The 25,975-nt window shown below is 70.4% G+C and carries 27 protein-coding genes; 17 read left to right on the plus strand and 10 right to left on the minus strand.

The genetic code is table 11. From position 1 onward, the window contains the following. Positions 1 to 21 precede the first annotated feature (21 nt). The 4 genes from hpxZ to AKJ13_RS06305 form a co-directional block, all read right to left on the minus strand. A complete protein-coding gene (gene hpxZ, locus AKJ13_RS06290; protein ID WP_050732586.1) occupies positions 22 to 405 on the minus strand; it encodes an oxalurate catabolism protein HpxZ in 384 nt (127 codons plus the stop codon). Continuing rightward, positions 405 to 1,802: an AtzE family amidohydrolase gene (locus AKJ13_RS06295; protein WP_050732587.1), complete on the minus strand. Its 1,398-nt coding sequence runs from the start codon at positions 1,800 to 1,802 to the stop codon at positions 405 to 407. Before AKJ13_RS06295 ends, hpxZ begins: the two co-directional genes overlap by 1 nt. After that, a complete protein-coding gene (locus AKJ13_RS06300; protein ID WP_050732588.1) occupies positions 1,799 to 1,993 on the minus strand; it encodes an AtzG-like protein in 195 nt (64 codons plus the stop codon). Before AKJ13_RS06300 ends, AKJ13_RS06295 begins: the two co-directional genes overlap by 4 nt. A gap of 177 nt (positions 1,994 to 2,170) precedes the next feature. Beyond that, positions 2,171 to 2,641, minus strand: coding sequence for an ureidoglycolate lyase (locus AKJ13_RS06305; protein ID WP_160320596.1), 471 nt, complete (start codon positions 2,639 to 2,641; stop codon positions 2,171 to 2,173). A 470-nt stretch (positions 2,642 to 3,111) separates the two neighbouring features. Here AKJ13_RS06305 and AKJ13_RS06310 point away from each other — a divergent pair, with 470 nt between their 5' ends. Beyond that, positions 3,112 to 3,486: a DUF6481 family protein gene (locus AKJ13_RS06310; RefSeq protein WP_050732590.1), complete on the plus strand. Its 375-nt coding sequence runs from the start codon at positions 3,112 to 3,114 to the stop codon at positions 3,484 to 3,486. Positions 3,487 to 3,570: 84 nt separating this feature from the next. Here the strand turns inward: AKJ13_RS06310 and AKJ13_RS06315 are convergent, their stop codons facing one another. Continuing rightward, positions 3,571 to 4,494, minus strand: a complete 924-nt coding sequence (locus tag AKJ13_RS06315) for a DUF6328 family protein (protein ID WP_050732591.1) — start codon at positions 4,492 to 4,494, stop codon at positions 3,571 to 3,573. A 493-nt stretch (positions 4,495 to 4,987) separates the two neighbouring features. Between AKJ13_RS06315 and AKJ13_RS06320 the strand changes: the two genes are divergently transcribed. After that, positions 4,988 to 5,269 carry a hypothetical protein gene (locus AKJ13_RS06320; RefSeq protein ID WP_050732592.1) on the plus strand — a complete coding sequence of 94 codons (282 nt, stop codon included), beginning with the start codon at positions 4,988 to 4,990 and terminating at the stop codon, positions 5,267 to 5,269. A gap of 179 nt (positions 5,270 to 5,448) precedes the next feature. Further along, the gene (locus AKJ13_RS06325) at positions 5,449 to 5,694 is read left to right on the plus strand and encodes a hypothetical protein (protein WP_244471532.1); all 246 of its coding nucleotides are present in this window, start codon (positions 5,449 to 5,451) and stop codon (positions 5,692 to 5,694) included. A 21-nt stretch (positions 5,695 to 5,715) separates the two neighbouring features. Here the strand turns inward: AKJ13_RS06325 and AKJ13_RS06330 are convergent, their stop codons facing one another. The 4 genes from AKJ13_RS06330 to AKJ13_RS06345 form a co-directional block, all read right to left on the minus strand. Further along, positions 5,716 to 5,922 carry a hypothetical protein gene (locus AKJ13_RS06330; protein WP_050732594.1) on the minus strand — a complete coding sequence of 69 codons (207 nt, stop codon included), beginning with the start codon at positions 5,920 to 5,922 and terminating at the stop codon, positions 5,716 to 5,718. A 190-nt stretch (positions 5,923 to 6,112) separates the two neighbouring features. Next, positions 6,113 to 6,778, minus strand: a complete 666-nt coding sequence (locus tag AKJ13_RS06335; protein ID WP_050732595.1) for an HAD family hydrolase — start codon at positions 6,776 to 6,778, stop codon at positions 6,113 to 6,115. A gap of 161 nt (positions 6,779 to 6,939) precedes the next feature. Beyond that, positions 6,940 to 7,368, minus strand: a complete 429-nt coding sequence (locus tag AKJ13_RS06340) for a DUF2934 domain-containing protein (RefSeq protein WP_050732764.1) — start codon at positions 7,366 to 7,368, stop codon at positions 6,940 to 6,942. 99 nt (positions 7,369 to 7,467) lie between these two features. Then, the gene (locus AKJ13_RS06345) at positions 7,468 to 7,929 is read right to left on the minus strand and encodes an atp-dependent helicase (protein WP_348270932.1); all 462 of its coding nucleotides are present in this window, start codon (positions 7,927 to 7,929) and stop codon (positions 7,468 to 7,470) included. 175 nt (positions 7,930 to 8,104) lie between these two features. On the opposite strand from AKJ13_RS06345, the gene AKJ13_RS06350 reads away from it, so the two are divergent. The 13 genes from AKJ13_RS06350 to AKJ13_RS06410 all read left to right on the plus strand — a co-directional run bounded on the left by AKJ13_RS06350 (position 8,105) and on the right by AKJ13_RS06410 (position 22,937). Further along, positions 8,105 to 8,671 (plus strand): NifU family protein, encoded by a 567-nt coding sequence (locus AKJ13_RS06350; protein WP_050732597.1) that lies wholly within the window; start codon positions 8,105 to 8,107, stop codon positions 8,669 to 8,671. Between the two features lie 363 nt (positions 8,672 to 9,034). Next, a complete protein-coding gene (locus AKJ13_RS06355) occupies positions 9,035 to 10,726 on the plus strand; it encodes a HAMP domain-containing methyl-accepting chemotaxis protein (protein WP_050732598.1) in 1,692 nt (563 codons plus the stop codon). Positions 10,727 to 10,899: 173 nt separating this feature from the next. Further along, positions 10,900 to 11,574 carry a tRNA (adenosine(37)-N6)-threonylcarbamoyltransferase complex dimerization subunit type 1 TsaB gene (gene tsaB / locus AKJ13_RS06360; protein WP_050732765.1) on the plus strand — a complete coding sequence of 225 codons (675 nt, stop codon included), beginning with the start codon at positions 10,900 to 10,902 and terminating at the stop codon, positions 11,572 to 11,574. Beyond that, entirely contained in the window at positions 11,571 to 12,086 is a 516-nt protein-coding gene (locus AKJ13_RS06365; protein ID WP_007566627.1) for a GNAT family N-acetyltransferase, read from the plus strand. The genes tsaB and AKJ13_RS06365 overlap by 4 nt, the downstream gene beginning before the upstream one ends. Before the next feature lie 4 nt (positions 12,087 to 12,090). Further along, positions 12,091 to 12,960, plus strand: coding sequence for a lysophospholipid acyltransferase family protein (locus AKJ13_RS06370; protein ID WP_050732599.1), 870 nt, complete (start codon positions 12,091 to 12,093; stop codon positions 12,958 to 12,960). 264 nt (positions 12,961 to 13,224) lie between these two features. Further along, positions 13,225 to 14,961, plus strand: a complete 1,737-nt coding sequence (locus AKJ13_RS06375) for an L-lactate permease (RefSeq protein ID WP_050732600.1) — start codon at positions 13,225 to 13,227, stop codon at positions 14,959 to 14,961. 208 nt (positions 14,962 to 15,169) lie between these two features. After that, entirely contained in the window at positions 15,170 to 16,507 is a 1,338-nt protein-coding gene (gene miaB, locus AKJ13_RS06380; protein WP_050732601.1) for a tRNA (N6-isopentenyl adenosine(37)-C2)-methylthiotransferase MiaB, read from the plus strand. A 73-nt stretch (positions 16,508 to 16,580) separates the two neighbouring features. Next, positions 16,581 to 17,651: a PhoH family protein gene (locus AKJ13_RS06385; RefSeq protein ID WP_244471533.1), complete on the plus strand. Its 1,071-nt coding sequence runs from the start codon at positions 16,581 to 16,583 to the stop codon at positions 17,649 to 17,651. Beyond that, complete coding sequence (ybeY, locus tag AKJ13_RS06390) at positions 17,648 to 18,133, plus strand: rRNA maturation RNase YbeY (protein ID WP_050732603.1); 486 nt, start codon at positions 17,648 to 17,650, stop codon at positions 18,131 to 18,133. The genes AKJ13_RS06385 and ybeY overlap by 4 nt, the downstream gene beginning before the upstream one ends. A gap of 36 nt (positions 18,134 to 18,169) precedes the next feature. Further along, positions 18,170 to 19,303: a hemolysin family protein gene (locus AKJ13_RS06395; protein ID WP_050732604.1), complete on the plus strand. Its 1,134-nt coding sequence runs from the start codon at positions 18,170 to 18,172 to the stop codon at positions 19,301 to 19,303. Positions 19,304 to 19,405: 102 nt separating this feature from the next. Further along, on the plus strand, positions 19,406 to 20,998 hold the full coding sequence (gene lnt / locus AKJ13_RS06400; protein ID WP_244471534.1) for an apolipoprotein N-acyltransferase: 1,593 nt from the start codon (positions 19,406 to 19,408) through the stop codon (positions 20,996 to 20,998). Beyond that, complete coding sequence (locus tag AKJ13_RS06405) at positions 20,995 to 22,221, plus strand: MFS transporter (RefSeq protein ID WP_050732605.1); 1,227 nt, start codon at positions 20,995 to 20,997, stop codon at positions 22,219 to 22,221. The genes lnt and AKJ13_RS06405 overlap by 4 nt, the downstream gene beginning before the upstream one ends. A 188-nt stretch (positions 22,222 to 22,409) precedes the next feature. Then, positions 22,410 to 22,937 (plus strand): BA14K family protein, encoded by a 528-nt coding sequence (locus AKJ13_RS06410; RefSeq protein WP_050732606.1) that lies wholly within the window; start codon positions 22,410 to 22,412, stop codon positions 22,935 to 22,937. Between the two features lie 95 nt (positions 22,938 to 23,032). Here AKJ13_RS06410 and AKJ13_RS06415 read toward each other — a convergent pair whose 3' ends face one another. Further along, positions 23,033 to 24,622: a catalase gene (locus AKJ13_RS06415; RefSeq protein ID WP_050732607.1), complete on the minus strand. Its 1,590-nt coding sequence runs from the start codon at positions 24,620 to 24,622 to the stop codon at positions 23,033 to 23,035. A 137-nt stretch (positions 24,623 to 24,759) separates the two neighbouring features. Here AKJ13_RS06415 and AKJ13_RS06420 point away from each other — a divergent pair, with 137 nt between their 5' ends. Further along, positions 24,760 to 25,689 (plus strand): LysR substrate-binding domain-containing protein, encoded by a 930-nt coding sequence (locus AKJ13_RS06420; protein WP_050732608.1) that lies wholly within the window; start codon positions 24,760 to 24,762, stop codon positions 25,687 to 25,689. Positions 25,690 to 25,975 lie beyond the last annotated feature (286 nt).

Consider the following 25,975-nt stretch of genomic DNA (forward strand, 5'->3'; position numbering starts at 1 on the left):
CATGCACGGACCGGGGGATCGCTAGTCCGCTGCGATCACGCTCACATGGGCGGCCACCACCCGCCAGCCTTCCGGGAAGCGCACCCAGGTCTGACTCTGGCGGCCGGTCTTCCCGGGGGCGTTGTCCCGGGTGAACAGGGTCATGGCGGTGGCGAAGTCGCGCCCGTAGGTGGTGATCACCGTTCGGGCGAGCACCCGCTCCAGGCCCACCGGCGAGCGCGCCCGCCGGAAGGCCCGGATCGCGTCCATGCCGTAGAGGTTCTCGCCGATGCCGTACCGGATGGTCCGGTGGTCGTCCTGGAACAGGGCCTCCAGGGTGGCGACGTCGTTGGTGGTGAGCGCGACCTCGTAGGCCCGGAACGCGGCCTCGACCTCGGCCTTCACGGCGGGATCGTCGATGACCATCAGCCGAGCTCCGCCATGGGGGCCGTGCAGATCCCGTCCCGCTCGAGCTGGCGGGCGACCCGCAGGGCCAGATCCTCGCGCCAGGGCGCGGCGATGACCTGGACGCCGAGCGGCAGCCCGGCATCGAGCCGGACGGGTACCGCCACCACGGGCAGGCCGATGAACGAGATCGGCTGCGTGAACAGGCCGATATTGGCCCGCACCGGCAGGGTCACGCCGTCGATGACGAAGTGCGTCTGGCCGCCCTTCGGCGCCCGGCAGGGCGTCGCCGGCGCCAGGATCACGTCGACGCCGTCGAACAGCTTCAGCACCGCGTCGCGGTACCAGCGGCGGAAGCGCTGGGCGCGCTCGACGAACGGCGCCGGGATCATCGCCCCGGCGATCAGCCGGTCCCGCACCGCCGGGTCGAAATCCTGCGGCCGGGTGCGCAGGCGGTCGAGATGGAGGGTCGCGCCCTCGGCCGCGGTGATCAGGTAGGCCGCGGCCCGGGCGCGGTGGGCCTCGGGAAGCTCGACCGTGCGGCTCGCTCCGAGCGCCTCGGCGACGCGGGCGACCGCGGCAAAAGCCTCCGGGTCGCCGCCGCGGGCGAAGTAGCCGCCCGCCAACGCGATGCGCAGGGCGCCGCTCCCGGCTTCCAGGCCGGGGGCGACCGGCTCGGGCGCCCGGGTGGTGGCGACCGGATCCTCCGGGTCGGGGCCCTGCAGGGCGTCGTAGGCCAGGGCGAGGTCGGCGACGCTGCGGGCCATCGGACCGAGATGGTCGAGGCTGCCGACGAAGGGGAAGCTGCCGGCCCGGCTGATCCGCCCGTAGGTCGGCTTCATCCCGAAACAGCCGCAGAAGGCCGCCGGCACCCGGATCGAGCCGTTGGTGTCGGAGCCGAGGGTCAGCGGCACCAGCCCGGCCGCCAGAGCCGCGCCGGAGCCTCCGGACGAGCCGCCGGTCATGTGGTCGAGGGCGTGGGGATTGTGTGCGTCGCCGTCGTGGACGTTCTCGCCCGTGAAATCGTAGGCGTATTCGCCCATGTTGAGCGCGCCGACCAGGATCGCCCCGACGGCCTCCAGGCGCCGCACCACGGTGCCGTCGCGCATGGCCGGAGGCCGGTCCCGGTTGATCTTGGACCCGGCCCGGGTCGGCAGGCCGGCGACGTCGATCAGGTTCTTCACCGCGAAGGGCACACCGGCGAGAGGGCCCGCGGGCTCGCCGCGGCCGATGGCGGCATCGATCGTCTCGGCGCGGGCCAGCGCGCGCTCGGGCAGCACGTCGGTGAAGGACCCCACCCGCCCATCAATCCGGGCGATCCGGTCGAGCGTGGCCGCGACGATCTCCCGGGCGCTCGAACGGCGCTCCGCAATCGCGGCGGCGATGGTCGTGGCATCAGGGATGGCAGGCCCGCTCATGCCTCGAACCTCGGTGCCGCCTCGATCGCGTCGGGGAGCGGGAAGTCCGCCACGAGTTCGGCCGCCGCCGCCAGGACACGCAGGTTTGCTGTCACGGGTGGCATCCAGGCCGGATCGAGTGCCAGTCCGAGAAGCGGGGCGGCGAGAGCCGCGTAGGCATCCGGGTCGAATGGCGGGGGCGTCTCAGGCATCGCGATCCTCACACCGGCCTTTCGGGCGGCCGGCTTTCGCCGTTTGCAGGCATCGTGCCGGACGCGCCTGGCCGCTCGGGCCGCCGCAAACCCCATGATGCCCAATTCCTGAGCAACTCCCCGACCAAACCAGAGGAGCTCCAGAATGGTGGAGGGCTTGCCTATCTATTGAGCAATTCACGGCAGGGCGAGCGTCAAAGGCGCGATCGGCGCAAAGCTGCAATCCGCCTCGGTGCCGTCCTCATGGACCAGCATGGCGAACACACCCGGTTCACGCAGCGTCATCATATGCGCGTGCCAAGCACCGGCCCGGTAGTTGATGCCGATATGGCCCGGGACGCGGAAGGCCCGGACCCGGTCCTCGTCGGGGCTGCCGTCGCGGTCCGGCGCCACGACCACGAGATAGGCCTCGACGGAGAGCGGCAGGAACGTCTGGTTCGAGTGGCGGTGCTGCTCCAGGCGGCGCAGCGGCATCAGCCGGTCGAACGGGTCGCTGCGCACCAGGGCGAGATTGGCGCGGGCCGCCGGGCGCGCGTTCTGGATCCGACCGGCTTGATCCTGCCTCGGATTTGTCGCCGGCGCGGCCAGGACTTCACCGTAGGGCGCGAAGGCTTCGGCCGTGATCTCGGACGTCGTCACAATACGCATCGCCACTCCTGGCTCTCGTTTGCCCTGGCCGATCGCTGCGGCAATCGTGCCGCGCCACCGGTCTTGCCGTTCAAGAGCGTGCGACCTACCTGACGTGCCTTGAAACGAGCCTGCGGCTCGGCCCACCCAGCGACCGACGATTTTGCCGCCGCACTGCGGTTTTTCAGCATCGTCTGGTAAAACTTTTACAGAGTCGACGTGGATTGTCGCGTTACCCGCCATCTCAGCACGCAGACCCGATTGCGTCTTGGGGGAGGCTGGGTCTAAGGGCTGTCCCGTTTTTTCCAGACATGGTCCGACCCGAGCGCTCCAGCGTGAGCCGAGCGCTCGGGTCGGACCATCGGCAGCGCCGATGGATCGGTGCGGTTCCGGGGCCCGGGGACGGTCGTGGAACCTGCAGTCTCAGTACGTGACCGGCGTCGCCGGTCGTCCCCGCAAGACGCGTGACGTACCCAACCGAGAAAGGTCAGATGAGCGCATTCGACTACCGGAATTTCGACGACCGCCGCCAGCACTCGCAGAACGCCAAGGCCGCCCTGCTGGCCAAGTTCAAGTCCCGCCCGCCGGCCGATGACCCCGAGGTGATCGCCAAGGCGAAGGCCCGGGCCGCGATCGTCCAGGCCCGTGAAGAGCGCGCCCGCGAGCGCGAGGCCGCCCGGATCGCCGCCGAGCGGAAGGCCACCGAGGAGAAGCGTCTGCGCGAGGAGGCCGAACTCGCTGCGCGCCTCGCCCGCGAAGCTGCCGAACTCGCCGCCGCCCAGGAGCGCAAGGCTGCCGAACTCGCCATGAAGAAGGCGCAGCGCGATGCCCGCTACGCCGCCCGCAAGGCCAAAGCCAAGCGCTGAAGCTGCCGCGCCGGTCCCGGCGCAGATCGATCACGCGCTCGAACGCCGTCCGCCCCCAGGCGGGCGGCGTTGTCGTTTGGCGGCTCAGGCCTGCAGCGAGCGCTGCCTGCGCAGCAGCGCTGGATACACGTGCCAGAGGCCGCTCAGCACGACGAGGGACATACCGGCCGCGACCGTGCCCGCCGCGCTGGACTTCAGGATCGTCGCCACGACGACGCCGAGATCGGCCGCGATGCCCAGCGCCAAGGTCACGCTCGCGGCGAGCAGGAAGCGGGTCCCCAGCCTGTGGAGGGCGGGCGTGTCCTCGCCTGCATAGACCACGCGGTGGAAGGCGGCGGGCGCCATCAGCCAGATCACCGTCAAGGCGAGGAAGCCGATGGCCACGAGGTGGATCAGCTTCGTGGTGAATGGCAGGGCCTCGAACGTCTCCGAGAAGATGATGACCAGCTGGAAGCCGAGCAACGCCTGGGCACCGGGCAGCATCACCCGCGCCTCGGTGAGCATCTGCTCGATCTTCGTCGCCAGCGACGTGTGCTCGTGCTCCGGTTCGACGCTCATGATGGTGCGCTCCTGTTCGCCGGTGGTGCGGGCCGTCAGCGCCTGCAGCCCGTACCAGAACAGCAGCGCGGTCAGGCCGGCGGCGATGCCGATGGATGCGGCCAACCCGGTCCCGAGAACCGGCTCCGCCGCGAGGAAGAGGTCGGCGCCGAGCGCCAGGGCGAACGGCATCAGCGAGAGGCCGGCGCAGAAGCGGATCACGCCGAGCAGGCGCTTGGTGTCGTGGCCCTGCTCAACCAGCCGGTGATGGATCGACGGCGTGATCAGAAGAGCGACGGCCAGGGTGATGAGCCCCAGCGTGGCGACCCAGACCACGCGGCTGTGAAACGGCAGCTGTTCGAAGGTCGGCCGGAAGGCCCCCTGGAGCTGGAAACCCAGCAGGATCTGCGAGCCCAAAATCAGGATACGGGTCTCGTCGAGGCCGACCTTCAGCTTCTTCGACAGGGACATACGCGACGCGGTGCGATGGGATTGGGATGCGGCAATGAGCGATCGCCGTTTCCGGTTCCGGGCTCGGCCGCCCGTGGCGCGTCGTGGGCGTCTTCAGGCGGCGCCCGACCGCGATGCGACCGGTTCGCCGCGGCGCACGATGGTCTCCAGGCAGTCCGGGGTGCCCGCGAGGATGTCGTCGGACGGTCGCCAGGCGCCGGGCTCGCCGAAGATTCGGATCGGCCGCCATCGTCTCTCTGAAGCGTCCGATCGACCGCCTGTCCCGCTCGACGGCGATGACCGTTCTTCGCAGGTGGCGTTCCTTATAACTGGACTTCGCCGAGGGGACGGTCCGTCTCTGAACGCATCCACTCTGGGCGGTCCGGCAGGCGCATGCGGAGCGGCAGCCCCGCAACGATCTGCTGCCGACTGGTGTTGAGAGCCGCGCCGGCATGCCGGCTTCGCGGTGCGGCCGGTAATCCGCCCCTAGATCGATCTCAACGGCGAGGAAGTGATGCGGTCTCGAATCATCCTGGCGGCGCTGCCGATCGCGGTATTGGGAGCGAGCCAAGTCGCGGCGCAAGATCGAACCACTGTCACCGCCTGCGAGACGCTGCTCGCCACCCGCCGCATCGATGCCGCGACCGGTTCAGCGCGCGAGGCGCCGGAAGCCGGATGCCGCAAGATTCCGAAGGCCAATATCGGAACCGTGGAGCAGCGGGCGCTGATCGGCGGTGCGCCTTACGAATGCATGACGGTTGCGGGGTCCGGCCGGTGCCTCTGGGTCGTGCCCTGAGGTCGCGCGGCGGGATGGATGGCGGCGAACCGGCGGTCAGCCGTGCCGGCGTCCCGCACGGGACCAGCATTCTGACGAAGCTTCACGGCAGAGCGATCCGGCCCTATCTCGGCGGATCGCTCTCACGAGGAATACGCTCCGGTATGTTGAGTATCCAAGCCAGGACGCGGGTCCCCGCAATGGTATCGGCCGTGCTGCTTGCAATGATCGTCGGCGAACCGGCTCGGGCCGAGCCGCCGATCCGCAGCCCGGAAGACGCGGCCTGCCGAAACGAGGCCCGCGCCAAGGTCTTCTCCGCCCCGAATCCTCAGGGACTGGAACTCGAAGAGATCGGCCGGCGGATCTACTTCGCCTGCATGGACCGGACGAATCAGGCCGCGGTCCAAACGCCGAAGCGCAAGCATCGCCGGCACCGGCGGCGCTGACGCGCCGCCCGCAGCGCGCGCTCAGGCGTCCAGCGGGGCGCCGATGCGGACGCGCAGCTTGTAACGCAGGACTTCGTTGCCGCCCTCGGCGTTCAGTGCCGACATCAGGCGCAGCAGGTGGCTGAGCGGCGTCGACCGGCACGCGACGGCCTCGGCGATTTGGTCGGCCAGGGGCTTGGCCACAGGCACGAAACGCGGTGCTGGGCTGGCCTGGTGAGTCTGGGGCATGCGCTGCGCTCGTGCTTTGAGACGTTCCAGAAGGCGGCCGGGTGGCTACGCCTTCCGGCCTCCCCGCGCCAGCCCCATTCGCGCATTTACGTAGCCGGCGTCGTGTACCGTCACCGCACTGCAACACAGAGTGCGGGAAACCGTGGAGGGCGCGCGCGACGCTCCAGATTTCCCTTGCTTTTGCCCTCGCTCAGCTCGTGGCCAGCAGCGAGCGATCGAATCCGTCGAGGAGATCCTGCGGGTCTCGGTAGATCGCCACGCAGCCTGCACCGGACAGATCGGCCTCCGGAAAGCCGCCGCAGAGCACACCGATCGTACGCAGCCCGGCCTTCGACGCCGCTTGTGCATCGTAGGGCGTGTCGCCGATCACGATCATCTCGTCCTTGCCGAACCCTTCGAGCTTCTTCGCGGCCGCTTCGAAGATGTCGGGATGCGGCTTCGAACGATCCGCGTCGTCCGAGCTGGTCACGACGTCGACCAGATCGGCGATCCCCAGGATCTCCTGATAGCGCTCGACCTCCGGGCCCTTGCCCGAAGAGGCCAGGGCGATCTTCAGGCCGGCCGCGCGGATGCGCTCGAACAGCGGCCGGACCGCCGGGAAGGGCCGGACCTCCGGCAGAAACTTCTGCTTGAACAAATCCGAGCGGTAGCTCTCGATCTCCTTGCCCTCGCGTTCGATCCGCTCGGCCGGCAGGAACACCGGCATCAGCTCGTCGCCGCCCTTGCCGATCTGGCTGCGGACCTTGGCGGCGTCGGTCTCGACGCCGAAATGCGCGAAGGCCTCCACCCAGGCCTGGGCGTGCAGGTCGACACTGTCGAGCAACGTTCCATCGATGTCGAAGATCACGGCGCGCATCACGGCCCTCCTGGCGGCGCACGGCGTACGCGTCACGGCGGACAACGGTGGCGGCGTCGGCCTGTTCCGGTCGTGGAGGCCTGGGAAACGGCAGGAGCCCGCCCCTCGGTGAAGGGGCGGGCTCCTGAAACAGTCGCGATGACGCAGGAAGCGCCGTCGGCTCAGTGCATCGAGGCCGGGGCGCGGGCCGGCTTGGCCTTGGCGGCAAGACCGGCGGTGACGGCGGCCTTCGAAGCCTTGGCGGTCTTCGCGGCGACCGGCTTGGCCAGCGCGACCTTCGGCGTCACGGTCTTCGCGGCGGCAGTCTTGGGGGCGGCAGTCTTGGGGGCGGCAGTCTTGGGGGCGGCGGCCTTGGCCGGGGACTTTGGAGCCGCAATCTTGGCAGCAGCCTTCGGGGCGGCAACCTTGGAAGCCGGCGCCTTCGCGGCGACCGGCTTGGCCTCGACGGCCTGGCCGTCCGCCAGCACGACGCCGGCGCGCAGCTCGGCCTCGGCGCGCATCCAATGGGCGACGGCGTGACCGTGGATCCGGCCTTCCTTCTCCCAGATGTAATAGGCGCATTCGCGCACGTGCTGCTCGCTGATCTGCATGGGTCCGATCTCCACTCCGTCCTGGGATCGACGATGCGAGCGGGTGGTTAAAGGCGGGTTAACCTTGTGCCGCTGGGTGGGCCCGGCCGCCCGATCGCCTCAGCCGGGGATGCCCAGAACCCGTCGCGCCTCGGTCAGCAGCACCGCGTGCCGGGCCGCCCCGGGACCGTCGGTCGGCGCCTCGCGCCCGGCCCGGGCGATGATCTCCTGGAACCGCCGCCGGTCGAGGGCGCGGCTTCCGATACTGTCGAGCACGGCGCCGAGCACGGTCCGGACCGCCTCCGTGCGTTCCTCGGCCTCGGCGAGGGCCTCCGCAGCGGTGGCGTCGGCTCGGGCTTCGGCCAGCGCGGCTTCGAGGCCGGTCGTCCGCGAACGCGCACCCTCCAGCTCGGCGGCGAGGCGCTGCGCATCCTGCCAGGCCAGATCGTGCTGGTGCGTGCGCAGGGCGAGCAGCACCTTCAGCGACGCCGCGTCCTCGCGCGCGGCCTCCAGCTTAGCCTGCGCGGCGCGCAGATCCTTCAGCAACTCCTGCGCGAGCGTCTCTTCTCCGGTTACATCCACCGCCGGCTCCGTCAGCATCCCGTTTGCGCCGTCCTGAAGGGGCGTGGCACGAATGTCCACTCTCCAGGCGCGCGGCCCCGGTTGAGAAAATCCCCTCGCCGGTCCACATGGACGGTGGTGCCTCGGGGCACCTGTCCCGGCCGGCCTTGAACCGGCGCAGCGGAGTTCGCCGACCATGTTCATCCAGACCGAAGCCACGCCGAACCCGGCGACCCTCAAGTTTCTCCCGGGCCGCGTCGTCCTGCCCGAATCCACCTTCGAGGCGCGGGACGCCGAGGCCGCCAACCGCTCGCCCCTCGCGTCCGCGCTGTTCGCCGTCCCGGGCGTCGCCGGCGTCTATTTCGGCCACGACTTCGTCTCCGTGACCAAGGCGGAAGACGGGTCCGAATGGGCTCAGGTGAAGCCCGCCGTGCTCGGCGCGATCATGGAGCATTTTCAGTCCGGCGCCCCCGTGATGGCTGAAGGCGGCCTCGACGACCAAGATGGCGAGGACGAGTTCTACGACGAGGCCGACCACGATACGGTCGTGACCATCAAGGACCTGCTGGAGACCCGGGTGCGCCCGGCGGTGGCCGGCGATGGCGGCGACATCACCTTCCGCGGCTACAAGGAAGGCGTGGTCTATCTCGAGATGAAGGGCGCCTGCTCGGGCTGCCCCTCCTCCACCGCCACCCTGCGGCACGGGGTGCAGAACCTGTTCCGGCACTTCCTGCCGGAGATCCGCGAGGTCCAGGCCGTCTGAGGCCCAACGCGGTCCCCATCGATCCCGATCTGACCGACGCCGGCGGCCGCAAGACCGCCGGCGTTTCGTTTGCCGCGCGCGAGGTCGAGCCAGGCTCGCGCCGGCGCCGCAGGAACTGATCGAGAGGCTCGCTACGACTTGTCACCGATCGGTGAAGCCCGCGATGTCACTATTCACTTCGTGGCGATCGGACGGCAACGCGCGATAAGGTCAGGAACGCGCAGGTATGAATCCCTTATAGAAATTCCTGATGACTGAATGCGCGAAACGCTTGCAGTCATCAGATCCGTGGGTTTCGACGTCCTGGGCTTGACGTAAGGTTTCGTCAGGTTGTTCGTGCCCGGACGATTCCCGGGGCCCAGCATGAACCTCCTCAGCCGCACGAACATCGTTACGAAGCTTTTGGCGATCAATCTCATCATTGCGGTGATCGTGGGCGGCTGCATCTGGTTCGCCCAGTCCCGCATGGTCGTGATCGACGCGATCTACACGAACCTGATCGCCCGGGAGGCGAAGGCCGTGTCGAACGTGCGGCGGACCAATCGCCTGAACAACACGCTGAATTACCTGATGTACCGGGCGATCGCCGAGACCGATCCGGAGCAGGTCCGCCAAGCGGGCGCGCAGTTCGACGTCGTCGTGGCGCAGGCCGACAAGACCCTGTCCGATCTCGCACAGCAGGTGCTGGCCTTCTCCGATGCGATCCAGGCGCAGCGGGAGCGCACCGTCCGCTTCGTGGCGGCGGCGTCGGAGGCACGGCGCCTCGCCGTCGCCGGGCAGAAGGACGCCGCCTTGAAGGCGGCGCGTGAGACGAGCGAGCCGATCTTCGCCACCTTGGGAGTCGAGGGGACCAAGCTCGGCGATTCCATCGAAGCCTACATGCGCAAGCGCTCGAGCGACCTCACCGCCGAAACGAACGCGACCCGCTACAGCCTGATCGGCTTCGGCGCCTTCGGCCTGGTCGTCGGCATCCTCTGCTCGCTCCTGGTCTCCACTATCGGTATCACCGGGCCGCTCAACCGCCTGGTCGCGGTGCTCCAGCGCATGGCCAAGGGCGAGATCGAGGCCGAGATCGCGGAGGCGCGCCGGGGCGACGAGATCGGCGCGGTCGGACGGGCGGTGGAGGGCATCAAGGCGATGATGGCCCGAAAAGCCGCCGCGGAGGCCGATCTCAAACGCAAGGCCGACGAAGCCGCGGCGCAGCAGCAGCGGCGCGCGATGGCCGAGCTGGCCGACCGTTTCGAGGTGGCGGTGGGCGGCATCGTCGGCCAGGTCTCAACCTCGGCCACCGAGCTCCAGACCACGGCGCAGACCCTCACCGGCACCGCGACCGAGACCGCCGGCCAGACCAGTGCGGTGGCCTCCGCGGCCGAAGAGGCGGCTGCCAACGTCAACACCGTTGCGGCGGCGGCCGAGGAGCTCGGGGTCTCAATCGGCGAGATCGGCCGGCAGGTCGAGGGCGCGTCCGACCTGGCCCAGAGGACGGTGAGCCAAGCCGACCAGACCGGCGCGCTGATGCAGGAGTTGAGCGGTGCCGTGGCGCGGATCGGCGACGTGATCGGCCTGATCGCGTCGATTGCCAGCCAGACCAACCTGCTCGCGCTCAACGCGACCATCGAGGCGGCCCGCGCCGGTGAGGCCGGGCGCGGTTTCGCTGTGGTCGCGGCCGAGGTGAAGGAACTGGCGGAGCAGACCGCCAGGGCCACCGACGAGATCGCCGCGCAGATCGGCCGGGTCCAGGGCGCCACCGGCCAGGCGGCCTCGGCGATCGGCTCGATCGTGGGGCTGATCCGCGAGATCAGCGGCGTGGCCACCAGCATCGCCGCCGCGGTGGAAGAGCAAAGCGCCGCGACACAGGAGATCGTCCGCAACGTCGCGCAGGCGGCGAGCGGGACCGGCGAGGTGACGCATAACATCGTCGGGGTGGCGCAGGCGTCCGAGGCGACCGGTTCGGCGGCCGCCGTGGTGCTGGATTCGGCCTCCGAGTTGTCCCGACAATCCGCGCGGCTGAACGCCGAGGTCCACGCATTCCTCTCGAAGGTGCGGGCGGCCTGAGGGTTTCCCGGAGCTGCAGACCGGCGCAAGCCGGCAACACTTCACCGCCAACGCGGTTCTCTCCGCCGCCCCGCGCTGACGGGACGGCGGTTTTGTTCTAACGCTAGGGTCTTCGTGTCCTTCGGGGCAGAATGGGAGCGGTCGTCGGTCCGGTCCGGCATTCGGGAGTGGGCGTGCGTATCCTAGCCATCGACACAGCGCTGGACCTGTGCGCCGCCTGCGTCGCCGCGGACGATGCCGACGCGCCGCTTTCGGCCGAGTCGCTGCCGATGGTGCGCGGCCATGCCGAGGCGCTGCTGCCGCTGATCGAGCGAGTGATCGCCCGGGTCGAGGGCGGCTTCGAGTCGATCGATCGCATCGCCGTGACGGTGGGACCGGGCAGCTATACCGGGTTGCGGGTCGGCCTCTCGGCGGCCCGGGCCATCGGCCTCGCCACCGGCAAGCCGGTCGTCGGCGTCGGCACCCTCTCGGCCCTGCTCGCGCCGCTGCTGGCGGACTCCGTGGAGGGCGTGATCGCCGCCGCAATCGATGCCCGGCACGGCGCGGTCTACGTCCAGGCGCTCGGCTCGAGCGACGGGCTCGCGCCGGCGCACCTCCCGGTGGAGACGGCTGCGGAACGGCTGGGATCGGGCCCCGTGGTGCTCACCGGCTCGGGCGCCACCCTGGTCGCGGCCGCCCTGGCCTCCCGCGGGGTCCCGGCGCGCGTCGCCGGCCTCGGCGCACCCGAGATCACCGCCGTGGCCTCGCTCGGTCTCGTGGCCGACCCGGCCCAGGCCCTGCCGCGCCCGCTCTACCTCCGCGGGCCCGATGCGCGGCCCCAGGACCATGCCAGGATCGCGCGGCAATGACGCGTCCCCTTCCGTTCTGGCCCCTCGACTGGTGGGCTGCCTGGTGGGACGCCCTCACCCCCGAGCCCTACGTGGCGCCGCTCGCCGACGCCGCGCAGGCGCCGGCGCTGGCTCGGCTGCACGCCACCGCCTTCGCCCGGCCCTGGGAGGCCCACGAGTTCGAGCGCATGCTGTGCGAGCGCTCGACGCAGGCCCATGCCCTGTGGCGGGCCGGGACGCTCCAGGGCTTCGTCCTGTCGCGCCGCGCCGCCGACGAGGCCGAGATCCTGACCGTGGTGCTGTCCCCGGCGCTTCGCGGCGGCGGTCATAGCCGCCGGCTCCTGCGCGAGCACCTCTCCAGCCTGGCGCATGCCGGGATCAGCCGGGTCCATCTGGAGGTCGACGAGGGCAACGTCCCCGCACTCAAGCTCTACGCCCGACACGGCTTCCGCAAGGTCGGCGAGCGCACCGGCTACTATCTCAAGGCCGACGGCAGCCGGGCGACCGCGCTGACCATGAGCGCCGACCTGTAACGGCGTGAGCCGCCTCGGCCTCATCGGGCGCTGCGTTCTGCTCGCCCTCGCCTTCCTGGTGCTGGCGCCGCCGCACTGGATCGCGATGCGGCTGCTCGGCCGCCGGACGACCGTGGCACCGATCCTGTTCCATCGCCTCTTCCTGTGGCTGTTCTCCGTCCGGGTGATGCAGTCCGGGACGCCGCCGGATCCCGGCGAGGCGGCACTGGTGCTGTCGAACCACGTGTCGTGGCTGGACATCGTGGTGATCGGCTCGCTGCGGCCGCTCTCCTTCGTGGCGAAATCGGAGATCGCCAGCTGGCCGGTGATCAACGCGCTGGCGGCGCTCCAGCGCACGATCTACATCGACCGGCAGCGCCGCGGGGCCACCGCCACGGTGAGCACCGCGATGGGCCATCGCCTGGCCGAGGGCGAGTTGGTGGTGCTGTTCGCGGAGGGGACCACCGGCGACGGCAACCGGCTGCTGCCGTTCCGTTCGGCGCTGGTCGGCGCGGCGCGGGCCGCCCTGCAGGCCGAGGCCGGACGGGGCCGTGTGCGCCTCCAGCCGCTGGCGATCGCCTATCCCCGGCGCAACGGCCTGCCGGTGGTGCGCTCCGAGCGGTCCGAGATCGCCTGGTACGGCGACATGGACCTGGCGCCGCATCTCGCGACCTTCGTGCAGGGCGGCCCGATCGACGTCCAGGTGGTCTGGGGCAAGCCGATCACCTTCGAGGCGACCACCGACCGCAAGGTCGCCACCGCGGCCGCGGAAGCCGAGGTGCGCGCCGCCCTGACGGGCATCCTCACCGATCGCGGGGAGGCCCAGCCGACGCTCGGTGCCCGGCCGGCCCCACCCGGTCTCGATCTCGGTGGATCCGAGATCGCGACGGTCTGAGACGCCTTAGGGCGACCGGAACCCGTCGGTTCCCCCGTTCTTGCCCGCCGCCAAGCGACCCGGTGACGTGCTGCATCCGGCCGTCGGCCGCCGCGTTGGGTCGCTTCGCGGCCCGCACAATCATGCCGCGGTCAGATCGACCCGCCGACCGCGACGACCCGGTAAAACCACCCCATGAATACATGATGCATGTGAGTTGAGCGGCTGGTGGGCCTCTGATAGCTAGGCCGAAACCCGTGAAGTCGGGGTATTGGAGGACGCCCGTTGCAACCCTGGAACCAGGTCTATGATCCGTTCGGGAGCCCATGGCTCTCGACGCTGGCCGCCTCTGTCCCGGTGATCGCCCTGCTCGCCATGATCGCGAGCGGGCGCGTGAAAGCCCATATCGCCGCCGTCATCGCGCTGGGCCTCGCCCTGCTGGTCGCCATCGTCGGCTTCGGCATGCCGGCCGGGCTGGCGTCCCGGGCCGCGATCCTCGGGATGGTCACCGGCTTCTTCCCGATCGGCTGGATCATCCTCAACGTCATCTTCCTCTACCGGCTGACGGTGGAGAAGGGCTGGTTCTCGGTGCTGCAGCAATCGGTGGCCGGCATCACCGCCGACCGGCGCCTGCAGCTCCTGCTGGTGGCCTTCGCGTTCGGCGCCTTCTTCGAGGGCGCGGGCGGGTTCGGCACGCCGGTGGCCGTCACCGGGGCGATCCTGATCGGGCTGGGCTTTTCGCCGCTCGCGGCTTCGGGCCTGTCGCTGATCGCCAACACCGCGCCGGTGGCCTTCGGGGCGCTCGGCGCGCCGATTCAGGGCCTGGCCTCGGTCACCGGGTACCCGCCCGAGATACTGGGCGCGATGATCGGGCGGCAGCTGCCGCTGTTCTCGCTCATCGTGCCGTTCTGGCTGATCTGGGTGTTCGCGGGTTTCCGCGGCATGGTCCGGGTCTGGCCGCCGATCCTGGTCTGCGCCGGATCCTTCGCGGCCGCGCAGTTCCTGATCTCGAACTACGTCAATCCGTGGATCGTCGATATCGGCGCCTCGATCGCGTCGATGCTCGCCCTCGTGCTGTTCCTGAAAATCTGGCAGCCGCGGGAGATCTGGACCTCGCCGGCCCTGCGCGGCCACGACCCGTCCCTGGCCCTGGCGACCCCGCGCCCGTCGCCGCTCGGCGCCGGCGTTCCCGGCACGCCCCCGGTGCATATCGGCACGCGCACGGCCTCGCAGCGCGAGATCCTGCTGGCCTGGCTGCCGTGGATCATCCTCTCGGTGGTCGTCGCGATCTGGGGCACCGGCTGGTTCAAGGGCATCGTGAACCCGCTCTTCACCTGGAAATACGAGGTGCCGGGCCTGCACAACGCGATCATGAAGGTGCCGCCGGTGGTGGCCAAGCCGGTGCCCGAGGGCGCGGTTTTCCTGTTCACCTACATGTCCTACACCGGGACCGGCGTGCTGATCGCGGCGATCATCTCCGGGCTGATCATGCGGTTCTCGCCGCTGCGCCTCGTCACCGCCTATATCGAGACGATCTGGGCGCTGCGCTTCTCGCTAATCACCATCGCGGCGATGCTCGCGCTCGGCGTGCTCACCCGCTACGCCGGCGTCGACGCCACGCTGGGCCTCGCCTTCGCGGGAACCGGCATCCTGTACCCGTTCTTCGGCACGCTGCTCGGCTGGCTGGGCGTCGCGCTGACCGGGTCGGACACGGCGTCGAACGTCCTGTTCGGCGGGCTGCAGCGGATCACCGCCGAGCAGCTCGGCCTGTCGGGCGTCTTGATGGCGGCGGCGAACTCGTCGGGCGGCGTGATGGGCAAGATGATCGACGCGCAGTCGATCGTCGTCGCCTCCACGGCCACCGGCTATTTCGGCCAGGAGGGCACGATCCTGCGCTTCGTGTTCTGGCACTCGATCGCGCTGGCCTGCCTGGTCGGCCTGTTCGTGATGCTCCAGGCCTACGTGCCGTTCTTCCAGGACATGGTGCTCGCCGTCCCGGCTCCCGCGGCGGTCGCCCACTGAACGGGTGGCGGGCAACCCCCGCCGCCCCTGTCGAACCACACGCCGGATCGCCCCACCTGCCGGGCGGTCCGGCGTTTCTCGTGGGGCTTCCGCGGCCGGAAGGCGTCGCGACGATCCGCGCGATCCATGCTACAGGCCTGCGGCCGGCCGATCCGCGCAGGATCGACGCCGGCACATCGGACGAGCGGACGGTTGAGGGCGGCACGCGTTGAAGAAGGCCTTCGTCAAATCCTACGGTTGCCAGATGAACGCCTACGACGCGGCCCGCATGGCCGACGTGCTGGGCGCTGAAGGGTTCACGCCGACCGATTCGGTGGAGGAGGCCGACGTCGTCGTCCTCAACACCTGCCACATCCGCGAGAAGGCCGCCGAGAAGGTCTATTCCGAGCTCGGCCGCCTGCGCGTTCTCAAGGGCGAGCGGGAGGCCCGCGGCCTCGACACCCGGATCGTCGTCGCCGGATGCGTCGCTCAGGCCGAGGGTGCCGAGATCCAGGCCCGCCAGCCCGCGGTCGACGTGGTGGTCGGTCCCCAGAGCTATCACCGCCTGCCCGACCTCCTGGCCCGCTCCCGCGAGCGCCGGGTGGTCGACACCGAATTTCCGGTCGAGGACAAGTTCACCCATCTGCCCCGGCGCCGCACCTCCGGGCCCGCCGCGTTCCTCACTGTGCAGGAGGGCTGCGACAAGTTCTGCGCATTCTGCGTGGTACCCTATACCCGGGGTGCCGAGGTCTCGCGCCCGGTATCGGCGGTGCTGGCGGAGGCCGAGAAGCTCGTGCAGGGCGGCGCCCGCGAGCTCACGCTGATCGGCCAGAACGTCAACGGCTATCACGGGCTTGGGCCCGACGGCGCCCCGGTTGGTCTCGCGGATCTCATCAGGGCGGTCGCGAAGATCCCCGGCCTCGCGCGGATCCGCTACACCACGAGCCACCCCAACGATTTCGACGACGCGCTGGTCCGGGCCCATGCCGAGGTGCCGGCCCTGATGCCGTACCTGCACCTGCCGGTGCAGTCTGGCTCGGACCGGATCCTCGCCGCCATGAACCGCAAGCACACGCGCGACGCGTATCGCAGCCTGATCGACCGCGTGCGTGCCGCCCGGCCGGATGTCGCGCTGTCCTCCGACTTCATCGTCGGCTTCCCCGGCGAGACCGACGCCGATTTCGCCGACACCCTGGACCTGGTGCGTGAGATCGGCTTCGAGAGCGCGTTCTCGTTCAAGTACAGCCCCCGCCCCGGCACCCCGGCGGCCGAGCGCGCCGACATGGTCCCCGAGACGGTGATGGCCGAGCGGCTCGCCGAGCTGCAGGCGCTGCTGGACGAACAGCGCTACGCCTATCAGCGGGCTGCTGTCGGCCAGGTCTTCGACGTCCTAGTCGAGAAGGCGGGGCGGCACCCCGGCCAGGTCGCGGGCAAGACGCCGCACCTTCTGGCTGTGCAGTTCGACGCGGCGCCCCACCATATCGGGTCGGTCGTGCCGGTCCGGATCGTCCGGGCCGGAACCAACAGCCTGTTCGGGCAGCTTGCCTCCGAGGCCGTTGCGGCGTGAGGATCGTATCGATGGGGATGGCGGTGAGGATCACAGGTTGAGCGCGTCGGACGGGTCTGGCGTGCGCGGAGCCCTGCGGGGTCGCGGGCCGGCGGCGCGGCCGCCCGGATCGGACGAGACGGTCGAGGTGCCGCTGACCTTCGACGACAACCGCCTCGCGAGCCTCGTCTTCGGTCAATACGACCAGAACGTCGCCCATATCGAGCGCCGGCTCGACGTCACCGCCACCGCGCTCGGCAACCACCTCGTCATCAAGGGCCCGCCCGACGCCGCCGAGAAGGCCAGGCGGGTGTTCCAGAAGCTCTACGCCCGGGTGCGGACCGGCGGCAGCACCCTGACGCTCGGCGATGTCGACGGCGCGATCCGGGAGGCCACCGCCCAGGCGACCCTGTTCCCCGCCGAGGACATCGCCGCCGAGGCCGACAAGCCGCATTTCGAGCAGATCGCCACTCGCAAGCGTGGGGCGGTGCGAGCGCGCAACCAGGCGCAGGACCAGTACATCAAGCTGCTGCGGACCAACGAGCTGGTCTTCGCGGAAGGCCCGGCCGGCACCGGCAAGACCTGGCTCGCGGTTGGCCACGCGGTCTCGCTGCTCGAGCAGGGCCATGCCGAGCGCCTGATTCTGTCCCGGCCCGCGGTGGAGGCCGGCGAACGCCTGGGCTTCCTGCCTGGCGACATGCGGGACAAGGTCGATCCGTATTTGCGCCCGATCTACGACGCCCTCTACGATTTCATGGAGGCGCGCCACGTCGACCGTGGGTTGCAGACCGGGATCATCGAGATCGCGCCGCTCGCCTTCATGCGCGGGCGCACCCTGACCAACGCGGTGGTGCTCCTTGACGAGGCGCAGAACACCACCTCCATGCAGATGAAGATGTTCCTGACCCGCCTCGGCGAAGGCTCGCGCATGATCATCACCGGCGACCCCAGCCAGGTCGACCTGCCGCCGGGCCAGAAATCCGGCCTCGTGGAGGCGGTGAACGTCCTCGACGGCGTGGAGGGAATCGGCCGGGTGACCTTCAAGGACGTGGACGTGGTCCGTCACGACCTCGTGCGCCGGATCGTCACCGCCTACGAGCGTGCCTCGCACGGCGACGGCGATGCCGATCGAAATCCCAACCCCCGGCGTCGGCCGCTGGCGTGAGCACGCCCCACGACATCGACCTCACGGTCGAGGACGAGCGCTGGGAAACCGCGATCCCAGACCTCGAATCGCTGGTGATCCGCGCGGTCGAAGCCGGGCTGGCTGCCGCCCCCGAGCCGCCGGACGGGCCCGTGGAGGTCAGCGTCATGCTGACAGACGACGCCACCGTCCAGGAGCTCAACCGCACCTGGCGCAACAAGGATAAGCCAACCAACGTGCTGTCCTTCCCGGCCGCCCCGCAGCCCCGGCATGCGGGCGCCGCGCTGCCGCTCGGCGACGTGGTCCTTGCCTACGAGACCCTTGTGCGCGAGAGTGCCGAGCAGTCGAAGCCGCTCCAGAATCACCTCGCGCACCTCCTCGTCCATGGCACCCTGCATTGTCTCGGTCAGGACCACGAGAACGGCGAGGCCGAGGCCGAGGCCATGGAGGCGCTCGAAGTCGCGGCCCTCGCGACCCTGGGCATTCCAGATCCTTATGCCTGAGCGGCCGATTCCCCACCGCCCCCAGATCCGAGAGACATGAGCAACGATCGAAGTCGCGGCGCGGCCCTGGCCGCGCCCAGTTCCACCGAGGGTGAGTCCCAGACCCGGGACCCCTGGTACGACCGCCTGTTGCAGGCGCTCCACCTCAAGCCGCGCGATTCGCTGCGCGAGGGGCTTGAGGAGGCCCTCGCCGAGCCCGATGCCGGCGAGAGCGGTCTCACCCCCCTCGAGCGGGTGATGCTCAAGAACGTGCTCGGCCTGCACAAGGTGCGGGTCGACGACGTAATGGTCCCGCGGGCCGACATCGTCGCGGTCTCGAACGATACCAATCTCGGCGATCTGCTCAAGCTGTTCCGCAGCGCCGGCCATTCCCGCCTGCCGGTCTATGGCGAGACGCTGGACGACCCCCGCGGCATGGTCCACATCCGCGATCTGGTCGACCACATCGCCGCCAAGGCCGAGCCTGCCCGGCGCAGCGCGGCAGCCGCGGTCCGGCCCGCCACGCCCGCCGAGAGCGAGGCCGACGCCACCGTCGCGCCGCGCACCACCCGGCGCCCGCCCACCCGGATGCACCGGTCCCTCGACCTCGGCAAGGTCGATCTCACCACCACGCTCGCCGCCGCCCGCATCCAGCGGCCGGTCCTGTTCGTGCCCCCGTCCATGCCGGCCATCGACCTGCTGGTGCGGATGCAGGCGACGCGCACCCACATGGCCCTGGTCATCGACGAGTATGGCGGCACCGACGGGCTGATCTCCATCGAGGACCTGATCGAGGTCGTGGTCGGCGATATCGAGGACGAGCACGACGTCGCCGAAGCCAAGCAGGTCCAGCGGGTCGACGGCGAGGACGAGGTGTTCGTGGCCGATGCGCGCACGCCGCTCGCCGAGGTCTCCGAGGCCACCGGCGTCGACCTCGTGGCCGCGGTCGGCGACATGGCCGAGGAGATCGATACGCTGGGCGGCATGATCGTCACCCTGGCCGGCCGGGTCCCGTCCCGGGGCGAGCTCATCGCGGGGCCGGGCAACCTCGAATTCGAGGTGCTCGACGCCGATCCCCGCCGCCTGAAGCGGCTCCGCTTCCACAAGGGCGCGGCGCGGATCAGCACGGTGGTGCCGCTGGCGCTGCCCCCGCCCACCCCGGCGCCGGTGCCCGAGACGCCGCATCCATGAGGATCTTCACGTGACGGGTTCTGCGTGGCGGTCCTGACCGTGGGGCACGCCCGGGACGTGGCCGCCCCGAGCAGCCCGCTCGGCCGCCCCGCCCCGGGCTTCGTGCGGGCGATCGCCCGGCTGAAGGGCTGGCGCCGACTCGGCCTCGCCTGGCTCGCCGGCGCCCTGGGCGCGCTGGCGATGCCGCCCTACGGGTTCCTGCCGGCCATGGCCGTCTCACTGTCGGTGGCGGTCTGGCTGATGGACGGGGCGGCCGCGGACCGGACCGCGCCGCGGCGCCTCTGGCCCTGTTTCGTGGTCGGCTGGGCCTGGGGCTTCGGCTACCTCACCGCCGGCCTGTGGTGGCTCGGACAGGCCTTCCTGGTGGAGGCCGACGAGTTCCTGTGGGCGATGCCGCTCGGCGTCGTTGGCCTCCCCTTCGCGCTCGGCCTGTTCTACGGCGCCGGGTTCGGCGCCGCCGGCCTGCTCTGGCTGCGCGGTCCGGCCCGGATCGCCGCCCTCGCCTTCGGGATCGGCGCCGCCGAATGGCTGCGCGGCCACCTGTTCACGGGCTTCCCCTGGAACACCCTCGGGATGGCGCTCGCCCAGAACCTCTGGCTGATGCAATGGGGCGCCGTGATCGGCCTCTACGGCCTGACGGTGCTGGCGGTTCTGATCTGCGCCGCCCCGGCGACCCTCGCCACCGGCTCGCATCCGCGCAGCCGGTTCGGGCCGAGCGCCGCCGCCGCGATCGTGCTGATCGGCATGGCGCTCTACGGGGCCGCGCGCCTCGGGCCGCCCGATCCGGTGGTGGCGGGCGTCCGCCTGCGCCTCGTCCAGCCGAACCTGCCGCAGGATGCCAAGTTCCGGCCCGAGAACCGCGCCGACATCGTCGACCGCTACATCGAGCTAAGCCAGCGTCCGACCGAGGGCGGCGCGCCCGAGCCGACCCATATCGTCTGGCCGGAATCGGCCTTCCCGTTCCTGATCCAGCGCGATCCCGACGCCCTGGCCAAGGTGGCGGCGGGCCTCAAGCCCGGGCAGCAGCTCGTCACCGGTGCGGCCCGGGCCGAAGAGCCCCTGCCAGGCGAGCGCCTGCGCTACTTCAACGCCGTCATGGTGATCGGGCCGGACGGCGTGATCTCCGACACCTACGACAAGGTCCATCTCGTCCCGTTCGGCGAGTACCTGCCGGCCCCCCTCGACGCCGCACTGCGGGCGCTCGGCCTCCGCCAGTTCGTGGCGATCCCCGGCGGCTTCTCGGCCGGCACCCTGGCGGCCCAGCGGATCCTGTCCGTGCCGGGCCTCCCCCCGGTGGCGGCCACGATCTGCTACGAGGCGATTTTTCCGCACGCGATACTTCCGGCGACGGCTGCCTCGGTGCCGCGGCCGCCCGGGCTGATCCTAAACGTCACCAACGATGCCTGGTTCGGCGACACGCCGGGCCCGCGCCAGCATCTGGCCCAGGCGCGGCTGCGCGCCGTCGAGGAGGGCCTGCCGCTGGTGCGGGACGCCAATACCGGGATCTCCGCCGTGATCGACCCCCATGGCCGCATCGTCGCCCGGACCGAGCTCGATCAGGAAACCTGGCTCGATGCCGACCTGCCCGCCCGGATCGTCGGCGGCACCCTGTACGGGCGGCTTGGCGACGCCGTCTTCGCGCTGATGCTGGCCGCCTGCCTGGGCGGCGCCCTCACGGCCCGGCGGCGGGCATGACCCCTGAGCGTACGGCCCCGGGCCGGATCCTGTTGGGCCTCGCGCTGATGCTGGTGGCGTTCAACCTGCGCCCGGCGCTGAGCACGATCGGCCCGCTGCTGGCGACGATCCGGGAGAGCACCGGTCTGAGCGCCGGGGGCGCCGCGATCCTGACCACCCTGCCGGTCCTGTGCCTCGGCATCGCCTGCGCCCTGGCGGCGCCGCTGATCCGCCGGATCGGGCCCGATGTCGCCGTGCTCGTCGGCGCCACGATCCTCGCCGCCGGCCTGACCCTGCGCGGGCTCGGCGGCCTCGGGCCCCTCTTCGTCGGGACGGCGCTCGCCGCTATCGGGATCGGGCTCGACAACGTGCTCCTGCCGGCGCTGGTGAAGCGTGACTTTGCCGGCAGCGGCGGCCTGATGACTGGCCTCTACACCATGACCCTGTGCCTCGGCGCGGCCGCAGGCGCGGGCGCCGCCGTGCCGGTGGAGCACGCGCTCGGCGGCGGATGGCCCTCGGCGCTGGCTGTCTGGGCATTGCCGGCGCTGGTGGCCGCCTTCCTGTGGATCCCGTTCGCCCGCCGCACGGCCACGACCCGGGCGCCGTCCGCCGGACGTCTGCTGCGCGATCCGCTCGCCTGGTGGGTCACGGGCTTCATGGGCCTGCAATCCTCGCTCGCCTACACCCTGTTCGGCTGGCTGCCGCTGCTGCTCCAGGCCCGCGGCCTCTCGGCGCTCGACGCCGGCCTCTACGCCTCGCTGATGACGTTGATCCAGGCGCCCGGCGCGCTGCTCACCGCTATGCTGGCCGCCCGGGCGCGGGACCAGCGCGCCTGGATCGTCGCCATTCCGGGGCTTACGGCGGTGTCCTTCCTGGTGCTCGCCTTCGGCCCCGAGGCTCTGCGCATCCCCGCCGCCTGCGCGCTCGGCTTCGGCATCGGCGGCTGCTTCGGCCTGGGGTTGACCCTGATCGTCCTGCGCGCCGCGGATGCCGCCAGCGCCGCCGGTCTCTCGGCCATGGCGCAGGGCATCGGCTATACCGGCGCCTGCCTCGGCCCCCTCGCCTTCGGGCTCGCCCACGAGGCGACCGGCGGCTGGGGGCTGCCGGGCGCTCTGTTTGTCACCATCGCCATCGTGGCGATCTTGGTCGGGCAAGCCGCCGGCCGCGACCGCAAGGTCAGCGCCGCTGCGCCGGATCCGGGCAGCGCACCGCTTCCACCGCCGCTGCCGGCCGGCGGCTGCTGATTGAGGCGGCGGACGCCGCATAGCAGCCCCTCGTCCGTCGGTTGCCTGTCCGCGCAACAGTCGAGTTCGCATGGCCCGACAGCTGCGCCGAGAACTGTTGACGCGAGAGGCGCCCGGGCCAGGATAACCTGAATTATTCCGTCGAGTCAGCGTCTGCGCGAGACCGGCGCGTTGCTTCGGGTAACGGTATGGCACGTATCAATAAGTCTTTGCTTCTTCTGGTTGCAGCCGCGATCGTTGCACTTCCACTGACGATCGCGGGCGCCGAGGCGCGCGGGTTCGGCCCCGGCTTCCACGGCGGGATCGGGACCCGGGTCGGCGCCTGGGGACGGCCCCTCGGGCCGGTCCGGCCGGGCCCAGCCATCGTTGGCTGGCGGGGCCACCGACCCAGCTTCGCGTTCCGACGTCCCTATGTCTATCGCCCCCGGTACGACGATTATTATGGCTACGGTCTCGCGGGCTTCGGTCTCGGCTTCGGCCTGGGCACCTTGTGGGGCGATCTCGGTGATCCGTTCTACGACGACGCCTATGTCTACGCGCCGCGGATCTACCGGCGCTCGGTCTACGTGGCGCCTGCCGACGTGCCGCCCGTGGTCGAGACGGACCCAGCCGATCTCGCAGCCGCGGTGGCGGCCTGCGCCCGCCGCTTCAGGACCTACGATCCAGTGACCCAGACCTACCTCGGCCGGGGGCACGTCCGGCGCCATTGCCCGTAAGCGGCAAGCGCACGTCGGGTCGCGGTCAAGAGAAAGGCCCCGCGGGCTGTCACCCGCGGGGCCTTCCATCGGTCAGGTTCGGTTCGGCGCGAGACTTACTCCGCGGCGACCCGGTGGGCCGGGGAACCGTCCGTGTAGGTCTCGGCCTGCAGACGCTTGTGCGGAGCGGCGCGGCCCGGCAGCGGCGGCAGGGCCTTGGCCTTCTCCAGATCGATGCCCGCACCCTCAGCGACGCGGCGGCCGTAATCCTCGTCCGCGTGCCAGAAGTGCCAGACCATCCGCAGCTGGATCGGCTCCGGGCACTGCTTCATGTCGGCCACGAGGTTGGCGATCAGGTCCTCACGCTCCCAATCCTGGAACGAGCGGTACCGGACGCCAGCCTGGGTGTAGTCGTCCTCGGTGCGCGAGGTCTGGTAGCGGCCGAGCTGGCCCTGCACCGGCTGGTGGTAGTCCTTTGCCGGCTTCGGGGCCTCGCGCAGGCCCTCGGCCAGGGTCGAGGGCTCGTAGTTGATGTGCTTGTTCGGGCCGGTCCCGTCGACCGTGTAGGTCATCTGGCCGTCCCGCTGGTTCGAGTAGACCTTCACGCCGGGCTGCGGCGCATTGATCGGCAGCTGCAGGTAATTAGCGCCGACGCGGTAGCGCTGTGTATCCGAGTAGGACAGGGTCCGGCCCTGCAGCATCTTGTCGTCCGAGAAGTCGATGCCGTCGACCAGCACGCCGGTGCCGAAGGCCGACTGCTCGACCTCAGCGAAGAAGTTGTCCGGCACCCGGTCGAGCACCATGCGGCCCACCGGCAGCAGCGGGAACTGGTCCACCGGCCACAGCTTCGTGTCGTCCAGCGGATCGAACGACAGGTGCTCGTTCGGGCCGTCCGGCATGATCTGCACGCAGAATTCCCACTCGGGGAAGTTGCCGGCCTTGATGTTGTCGTACAGGTCGCGGGTCGCGTGGCCGACATCCTTGGCCTGGATCTCGGAGGCCTGCTGCGAGGTCAGATTGCGGACACCCTGCTTCGGCTCCCAGTGGAACTTGCAGAGCACGGCCTCGCCCTGGTCGTTGACCAGCTTGTAGGTGTTGACGCCCGAGCCTTCCATCTCGCGATAGTTGGCGGGGATGCCCCATGGCGACTTGAGGTGCGTCACCATGTGGATCGACTCGGGGTGCTGGGCCACGAAGTCGAAGAAGCGCCAAGCCTCCTGGCGGTTGGTCACCGGATCCGGCTTGAACGCATGGATCATGTCGGGAAACTTGATCGCATCCCGAATGAAGAACACCTTGAGGTTGTTGCCAACCAGGTCCCAATTGCCGTCGACGGTCTTGAACTTCACCGCGAAGCCGCGCGGGTCGCGCTCAGTCTCCGGGCTCTCCTTGGCGCCGGCCACGGTGGAGAAACGCACGAACATCGGCGTCTTGACGCCGGTCTCGGTCAGCACCCGGGCGCGGGTGTACTTCGAGGCCGGCTCGTCGCCGATCTTGCCGTAGGCCTCGAACCAGCCGTGAGCGCCGGCGCCGCGGGCGTGCACGACGCGCTCCGGGATCCGCTCACGGTCGAAATGGGTGATTTTCTCGATGAACTGGTAGTTCTCGAGCGTCGCGGGGCCCCGCTCACCGACCGTGCGGGTGCTCTGGTTGTCGCGGACCGGATGGCCCTGGCGGGTGGTCAGGATCGGGCGTTGATCGCTCATGCGTCTTGTCTCTCCGTGAAGTCCGTGAGCGGCATATGGGGCCGACTCGCCAGACTGAAACCGTTCCAACGAGGTTATGGACCGCTCCAGGCACCTTGGCTAATGCATCGTCGCAAACGCCGTGATAGACGCAGCCTATGAACCTGTCCGGTCTGTCGCTGCGCGACCTGGAATATGTCGTCGCCGTCGCCGATGAGGGTCATTTCGGCCGGGCCGCCGAGCGCTGCAACGTCAGCCAGCCGACCCTGAGCGTGCAGGTCCGCAAGCTGGAAGCGGCCCTCGGGCTCACCCTGTTCGAGCGCTCGAACCGCCGGGTGCTGCTCACCGAGGCCGGCCAGGGGATCGTTCGGCAGTCGCGCATCGTCCTGGCCGAGGCCCAACGCCTCTTGGCGCTCGCCACCGAGGGCCGCGGCTCGCCGCTCACCGGCCGGCTGGTCCTGGCCGCGATCCAGACGCTCGGCCCCTACTTCTTCCCGCTTGTGCTGCGGCCGTTGCGCCAGCAATACCCGCTGCTGACGCTGTCTCTGTCGGAGTCGCGCACCGCCGAGATCGTCGAGGGCCTGCGCGACGGACGCATCGACGCCGCCCTGGTCTCCCTCCCCCTGCCCCCGGTCGGGCTGGCGGTGGCGCCGCTCTTCGTCGAGCCGTTCTGGCTCGCCTGCCCGGCCGAGCACGCGCTCGCCCGCGGCGGCGCCCTCTCAGCCACCGAGATCGCCGGGCCGGACCTGCTACTCCTCGACGAGGGCAATTGCCTGCGCGACCAGGCAATCGCGGCCTGTGGCGCGGGCTCCTCGGTCGGGCGCCACGCCACCAGCCTGGAGACCCTGCGCTCGATGGTGGCGGCCGGGAGTGGCTATACTCTGCTGCCGGCTCTCGCCGTTCCCCCCGGCCCCGACCCGACCGGCCTGACCGTCACCCGGGCCTTCGATGTCGACGGCCCCGGCCGCACCATCGCGCTGGCCTGGCGGGCGAGCGACCCCCGCGCCCCAGGCCTCGCGAACCTCGCGGCGTTCTTCCGCGCGCACGCGCCCTCCGGCACCGCGGCCTGCCGGGATGGGGCGGAGTAGTTTAGCCGGTTTGGGTTCTGGGCACGGGCCATCCGGACCGTGATCTGGGAGGCCGCTGGACCCGTCTGTCCGACCCTCGGCCTCATCCTGAGGCGCCCGCGCCAGCGGGCCTCGAAAGAGCCCACCAGATGCCGCCGCGATCTCCGGAGGGCTCCTTCGAGGCCGGCCGATCTTCGATCGTCCGGCGCCTCAGGATGAGGGAGAGATTGGGATATCCGTTGCTTGGAATGCGTCTTCGACCGAGATCGCGAAGCCGAAGAGACGCTGATAAATGCCTCTCTGTGAG

The sequence above is a fragment of the Methylobacterium sp. ARG-1 genome (genome assembly GCF_001262595.1).
Taxonomy (GTDB): domain Bacteria; phylum Pseudomonadota; class Alphaproteobacteria; order Rhizobiales; family Beijerinckiaceae; genus Methylobacterium; species Methylobacterium brachiatum.